The organism is Mycobacterium sp. TH-M15 (genome assembly GCF_057473705.1).
Window position 1 is genome coordinate 1 of the sequence record NZ_JBYCLB010000447.1, and the last position, 5474, is coordinate 5474.

4 protein-coding genes and 1 pseudogene are annotated in these 5474 nt (G+C 71.9%); all 5 read right to left on the bottom strand.

Annotated elements, in window-relative coordinates:
- Nucleotides 1-257: pseudogene (locus AC2VNT_RS10805) on the bottom strand (cell division protein FtsZ); the annotation flags it as partial.
- A gap of 234 nt (nucleotides 258-491) precedes the next feature.
- Nucleotides 492-1439: a cell division protein FtsQ/DivIB gene (locus AC2VNT_RS10810; RefSeq protein WP_486946852.1), complete on the bottom strand. Its 948-nt coding sequence runs from the start codon at nucleotides 1437-1439 to the stop codon at nucleotides 492-494.
- Nucleotides 1439-2929, bottom strand: a complete 1491-nt coding sequence (gene murC / locus AC2VNT_RS10815; protein WP_486946853.1) for a UDP-N-acetylmuramate--L-alanine ligase — start codon at nucleotides 2927-2929, stop codon at nucleotides 1439-1441. The genes AC2VNT_RS10810 and murC overlap by 1 nt, the downstream gene beginning before the upstream one ends.
- Nucleotides 2926-4065: an undecaprenyldiphospho-muramoylpentapeptide beta-N-acetylglucosaminyltransferase gene (murG, locus tag AC2VNT_RS10820; protein ID WP_486946854.1), complete on the bottom strand. Its 1140-nt coding sequence runs from the start codon at nucleotides 4063-4065 to the stop codon at nucleotides 2926-2928. Before murG ends, murC begins: the two co-directional genes overlap by 4 nt.
- Nucleotides 4062-5474: putative lipid II flippase FtsW (gene ftsW, locus AC2VNT_RS10825; protein ID WP_486946855.1), on the bottom strand; the 1413-nt coding region annotated here is incomplete at its 5' end. The genes ftsW and murG, both read right to left, overlap by 4 nt.

The window sequence follows — 5474 nt, forward strand, 5'->3', positions numbered from 1 at the left end:
ATCTCGTCCTTGGCGTCTTCGGCCGCCTTGCGGCCCACCTCCGGGTCGGCGCCGGCACCGAGCCCGCGGGTGGAGTCCCGGCCGACGTCGAGCTTGAAGTCGGCATCGCTCATCAACAGCGCCTGGGCGTCGGTGTTGATCGCGATGAACTCCACGCCCTTGAGGCCCTGCTCGATCATCCGGTTCACGGCGTTGACGCCGCCGCCACCGATACCCACGACTTTGATGACGGCCAGGTAGTTATGCGACGGGGTCATCTCTGGTCTTCCTCCCTGGTGGGACTGTCCTCCCTGACGGAGCCGGGTCTGACGGGGAACTCCCCGGCCGGCCGGTGCAGCCGAAACCCTAAACCTCAACCATAGGTATAGAGTTATGTCAAGTAGTTCCGCGCACCCGCCACAGTATGGCCACCATGGCCGCTGCCCCGGCAGGCACGCCGCGACGCGCCGGGCGAATTTTTTCCCGGTCGTCGGTCTGCCGACGGCCGGGGACTAGCGCACCGTCGGCAGATCCGGGCTGGACACGTCGTAGATCCCTCCGGGTTGGGTCAGCAACGCCGCCAGCTTCTCGGCCTTCTCGGCCGTGCGGCCGGTGCCGCCCCAGATCACCGTCCGGCCGTCGGTCAGCGTCAGGGTGATCGAGGCGACCGACGGCGCTTCCACCCGGCTGACCTGTGCGACCACCTCGGGCCGCAGCGCGGTCATCACCTCCAGCGCGGCCATCGTGGTCGGGTCGGTCGGACTCGGATGGTCGACGTCGAGGTAGGGCAGGTTCGGCGGCGGCGGCGCGGTGGCGAAGTCTACGCCGTCCCGGTCGAACAGGTGCGGGCCGTCCGGGAAGTCCTTCACCACCACCGGGATCCGTTCGACGACGATGATCCGCAGCGTCGACGGGTACTGGCGTTGCACCCGCGCGCTGGCGACCCGGCGGACGGTGGCCACCCGGTCGGCCACCTCACCGGTCTCGATCTGCAGCAGCGGCACCCCCGGCGGCACCCTGGCGACGTCCAGCACCTCATCGCGGCTGACCGCCTCGATCCCGGTCACGTCGATGGTGCGCGCCGACATCACCGGCGTGAAGTACAGGATCAGGCCGGCGCCGACCGCGGCCACCGCCGCCAGCACGCTGCCCAGCAGCACTTTCAGCCCGCGGATGGTGCCACGCGGCAGCGGTTCCGGTTCGGCCCGGCGGAGCACGGCGCGCCGCTTGGCCTCGCGCCGCGCCTGTTCGATGGCCTCGGCGCGAGCCTGGGCAGCGCGGCGCTCGGCTCGTTCCCGCCGGGCGCGACGGCGCGGGCCCTCGACCTCGGCCGGCTGCGGTGCCGCCGGGCCGGTCGGACCGGCGGCGTCGTCGCCGGCGGGCACGTTTGCCGGATCGGCGGCGCCCGACTCGGCGAGTTCGTCGGCGGTGGTGCCGCCCTGCGGGTCGTGCGAGCTCATCACAGCATCCCGGGTTGTCCGGGCATGCTCCGGTTCTCCCGCAGCTGCAGCGCGGTGACGATCTCCGGGCCCAGCATGGTCACGTCGCCGGCGCCCATCGTGACGATCACGTCACCCGGCCCGGCGGCCGCGGCGACCGCCTCGGCCACCGTCGAGAAATCCGGCAGGTAGTGCACCGGGACGCTGACGTGCTCGGCGATGCTGGCGCCGCTGATCCCGGGCAGCGGCTGCTCGCGCGCACCGTAGACGTCGAGCACAAAGACCTCGTCGGCGGAGTCCAGTGCGTGCCCGAAATCGGTAGCGAAAGTCTTTGTCCGGGAATATAAATGCGGCTGAAACACCACCAGGCTGCGGCCCCGGCCACGCTGCTGCAGCACTCCGCGGACCGCGGTCAGGGTCGCGGTCACCTCGGTCGGGTGGTGCGCGTAGTCGTCGAAGACGCGGACCGAGCCGACCGTGCCGACCGGGTCGAACCGGCGACGCACCCCGTCGAAGCCGGCCAGTCCGTCCAGCACGGCGTCGACCGGGGCCCCGGCCTCTTGTGCGGCCAGCAGCGCGCCCAGGGCGTTGAGCGCCATGTGCCGGCCGGGCACCGACAGCCGCATCGCCTCCGGACGGGCCCGATCGGCCAGCTGGATCTGCGCGACCGCGCCGGTGCCCTGCTGCTCCCAGCTCAGCAGCCGGCCGGCCAGGCCGTCGCCGCTGCCGTTACCGGTCTGCTGCGGCTGCGAGCCGTACCGCAACACCCGGACGCCGCGGGCGGCGCTGCGCTCGGCCAGTGCGGCCGACCCGGGGTCGTCGGTGCACACCACCACCGCCCCACCCGGTGCGAGCCGCTGCACGAACGAATCGAAGACCGCGGTGTAGGCGTCGGCCGTGCCGAAGAAATCCAGATGGTCGGCGTCGATGTTGGTCACCACCGCGATGTCCGGGGCGTACTCCAACAGCGACCCGTCGCTCTCGTCGGCTTCGGCGACGAAGCAGCTCCCGCTGCCGTGGTGGGCGTTGGTCCCGGCTTCTGCGCCACCGGAGCCCAGCTCGCCGCCGATCGCGAACGACGGGTCCATCCCGCAGTGCTGCAACGCCACCACCAGCATCGACGTCGTCGTGGTCTTGCCGTGGGTGCCGGTGACCAGCAGGGTGGTCCGGCCCTCCATCAGCTTGGCCAGCACGGCCGGCCGCAGCAGCACCGGGACACCGCGGCGGTGCGCTTCGATCAGCTCGGGGTTGGTCTTCGGGATCGCGGCATGGGTGGTGACCACACTGCTCGCCCCGCCGGGCAGCATGTCCAGCGCCGACGGGTCATGACCGATCCGGATCTGTGCGCCGCGGGCACGCAGCGCCCGGACCCCGCGGGATTCCTTCGCGTCCGATCCGGAGACCAGCCCGCCGCGGTCCAGCAGGATGCGCGCGATGCCGGACATCCCCGCTCCCCCGATCCCGACCATATGCACCCGGCGCAGTTCCGGCGGGAGCCGCTCGGCGGTCACCGTCGGCCCCGCGCTTCGCGCGCGACGTCCAGTGCGACGGCGCCCACCCGCCGCGCGGCGTCCGGGCGCCCGGCCTGCCTCGCCGCGGCCGTCATCGCCGCCAGTCGCGGTTCGTCGGTGAGCAGCCCGGCGACGGTGCCCGCCACGAATTCCGGGGTCAGTTCGGCGTCGTCGACCAGCAGGCCGCCGCCGGCGTCGACCACCGGCAGGGCGTTGAGCCGCTGCTCGCCGTTGCCGATCGGCAGCGGGACGTAGACCGCCGGGAGCCCGACCGCCGACACCTCGGCGACCGTCATCGCGCCGGACCGGCAGATCGCCAGGTCGGCGGCGGCATAGGCCAGGTCCATCCGGTCCAGGTAGGGCACCGCGACGTACGGCGGATCACCCGCGGCGGGCTCGGGTAGCTCCAGGCTGTTCTTCGGCCCGCGCGCGTGCAACACCGAAACACCGGCCGCTGCAAGCGGTTTAGCCGCCCCGGAAACGGCCCGGTTGATGGAGCGGGCGCCCTGCGAGCCGCCGAACGCCAGCAGCACCCGGGCGTCGTCGGCGAAGCCGAATTCGGCGCGGGCGGTGGACCGCAACGCCGCGCGGTCCAGGCTGGTGATCGCCGCCCGCACCGGAACGCCGACCATTTCGGCACGCCGCAGCCCGCACTCGGGCACCGCCGAGAGCACCCGGCGCGCCATCCGGGCGCCGACCCGGTTGGCCAACCCGGCCCGGGCATTGGCCTCGTGAATCACCACCGGGACCCGACGTCGGCGCCGGGCGGCCAGGTAGGCCGGCAGCGCCACGTAACCGCCGAAGCCGATCACCACGTCGGCGTCGACCCGGTTCAGCACCGCCCGGGTCTGCCGCACCGCGCGCAGCACCCGGCCCGGGAGCCGGGCCAGGTCGGCGTTGAGTTTGCGCGGCAGCGGCACCGGGGTGATCAGCTCCAGCTGGTATCCGCGGTCCGGAACCAGCCGGGTCTCCAGACCGCGGGCGGTGCCCAGCGCGGTGATCCGGGCGGTCGGATCCAGCTCGGTCAGCGCATCGGCGACGGCCATCGCGGGTTCGACGTGCCCGGCGGTCCCCCCGCCGGCCAGGACAACCGATATCGGCGCATCACCCGCCGGTTTCGTGACCGAGTCGCTCACCCGTAACGCTGACCTTCCAGTGTGCGCGCACGGCTGCGCGCCGGACGCCGACCGGCCTGCCGCCGATCGCCTCCATGATGCCTGGCCGCCGCCCGATCGCCGCCCGTGGTCCGCCGTACCGGCCGATCCCCGCCCCGGCGGCGGGGTTCGCCCGGCGGCCGTTTGGCCGGCTGCGGCCGGGACCGCAATCGGTCGCGCAGCGCCTCGACCCGGGTCGGCGCGTAGGGCTCCGGCAACGGCAGCCGCAGCAGCCGGTTCATCCGGTCGTCGCTGCCGGTCCGCAGCGCGGCCACCGCCTCGGGTTCGTGCCGTGCCGCGTTGGCCAGCACGCCGACCATCAGAAGGGTTGTCGCCGTGGATGTTCCGCCCGCCGATATCAGCGGCAACTGGATGCCGGTGACCGGCAGCAAGCCGATTACGTAGCCCACGTTGATGAACGACTGGCCGATCACCCACATCGTGGTGGTGGCGGTCAGCAGCCGCAGGAACGGGTCGGCCGAGCGTTTGGCGATGCGCATCCCGGTGTAGGCGAACAGGCCGAACAACGCCAGCAGCCCGAATCCGCCGATGAAGCCCAGCTCCTCGCCGATGATCGCGAAGATGAAGTCGTTATGCGCGTTCGGCAGGTAGTTCCACTTCGCGGTGCCCTGGCCCAGGCCGTCACCGAAGATGCCGCCGTTGGCCAGCGCGAACTTCGCCTGCCTGGCCTGGTACCCGGTGTCCTGCGGGTCCGCGTCCGGATCCAGCCAGGACCGCACCCGGTCGGATCGATAACCCTCGGAGATCGCCAGGATGGCGACCGAGACGACGACCGCGGCCAGCGAACTGGTGAACACCCGCAGCGGCAGGCCGGCATACCAGAGCAGCGCCAACAGAATGATGCCCAACGACACGGTCTGTCCCAGGTCGGGCTGGGCCACGATCAAGGCCAGCGCGATGACCGCGGCCGGCACCAGCGGAACCAGCATCTCGCGCAGCGACGCGCGCTCCAGCCGCCGGGACGCCATCAGGTGCGCCCCCCAGATCGCGAACGCGATCTTGGCGAGCTCGGACGGCTGCATCGAGAACCCGGCGACCACGAACCAGCCGCGGGAGCCGTTGGAGAGGGTGCCGATTCCCGGGATCAAGACCAGCACCAACAAAACGATCGTGGACGCGAACCCGGCGAACGCGATGCGCCGCATGAACCGGACCCGCATCCGCAGCGCGGCATAGCAGGCGATCAGCCCGATCAGCGTCCAGAGCAGCTGTTTGGCGAAGATGCGCCAGGCCGACCCGTCGGTGTCGTAGGACTGCACCCCGGATGCCGACAGCACCATGATCAGCCCGAGTGTGGTCAGCAGCGCGGCAACCGCGATGACCAGATGAAACGACGTCATCGGCCGGCCCAGCCAGGTGCCGAAGCGGGT

Coding starts and splice junctions, on each gene's coding strand:
- AC2VNT_RS10810 (WP_486946852.1), bottom strand. CDS start 1,439: ATGAGCTCGCACGACCCGCAGGGCGGCACCACCGCCGACGAACTCGCC.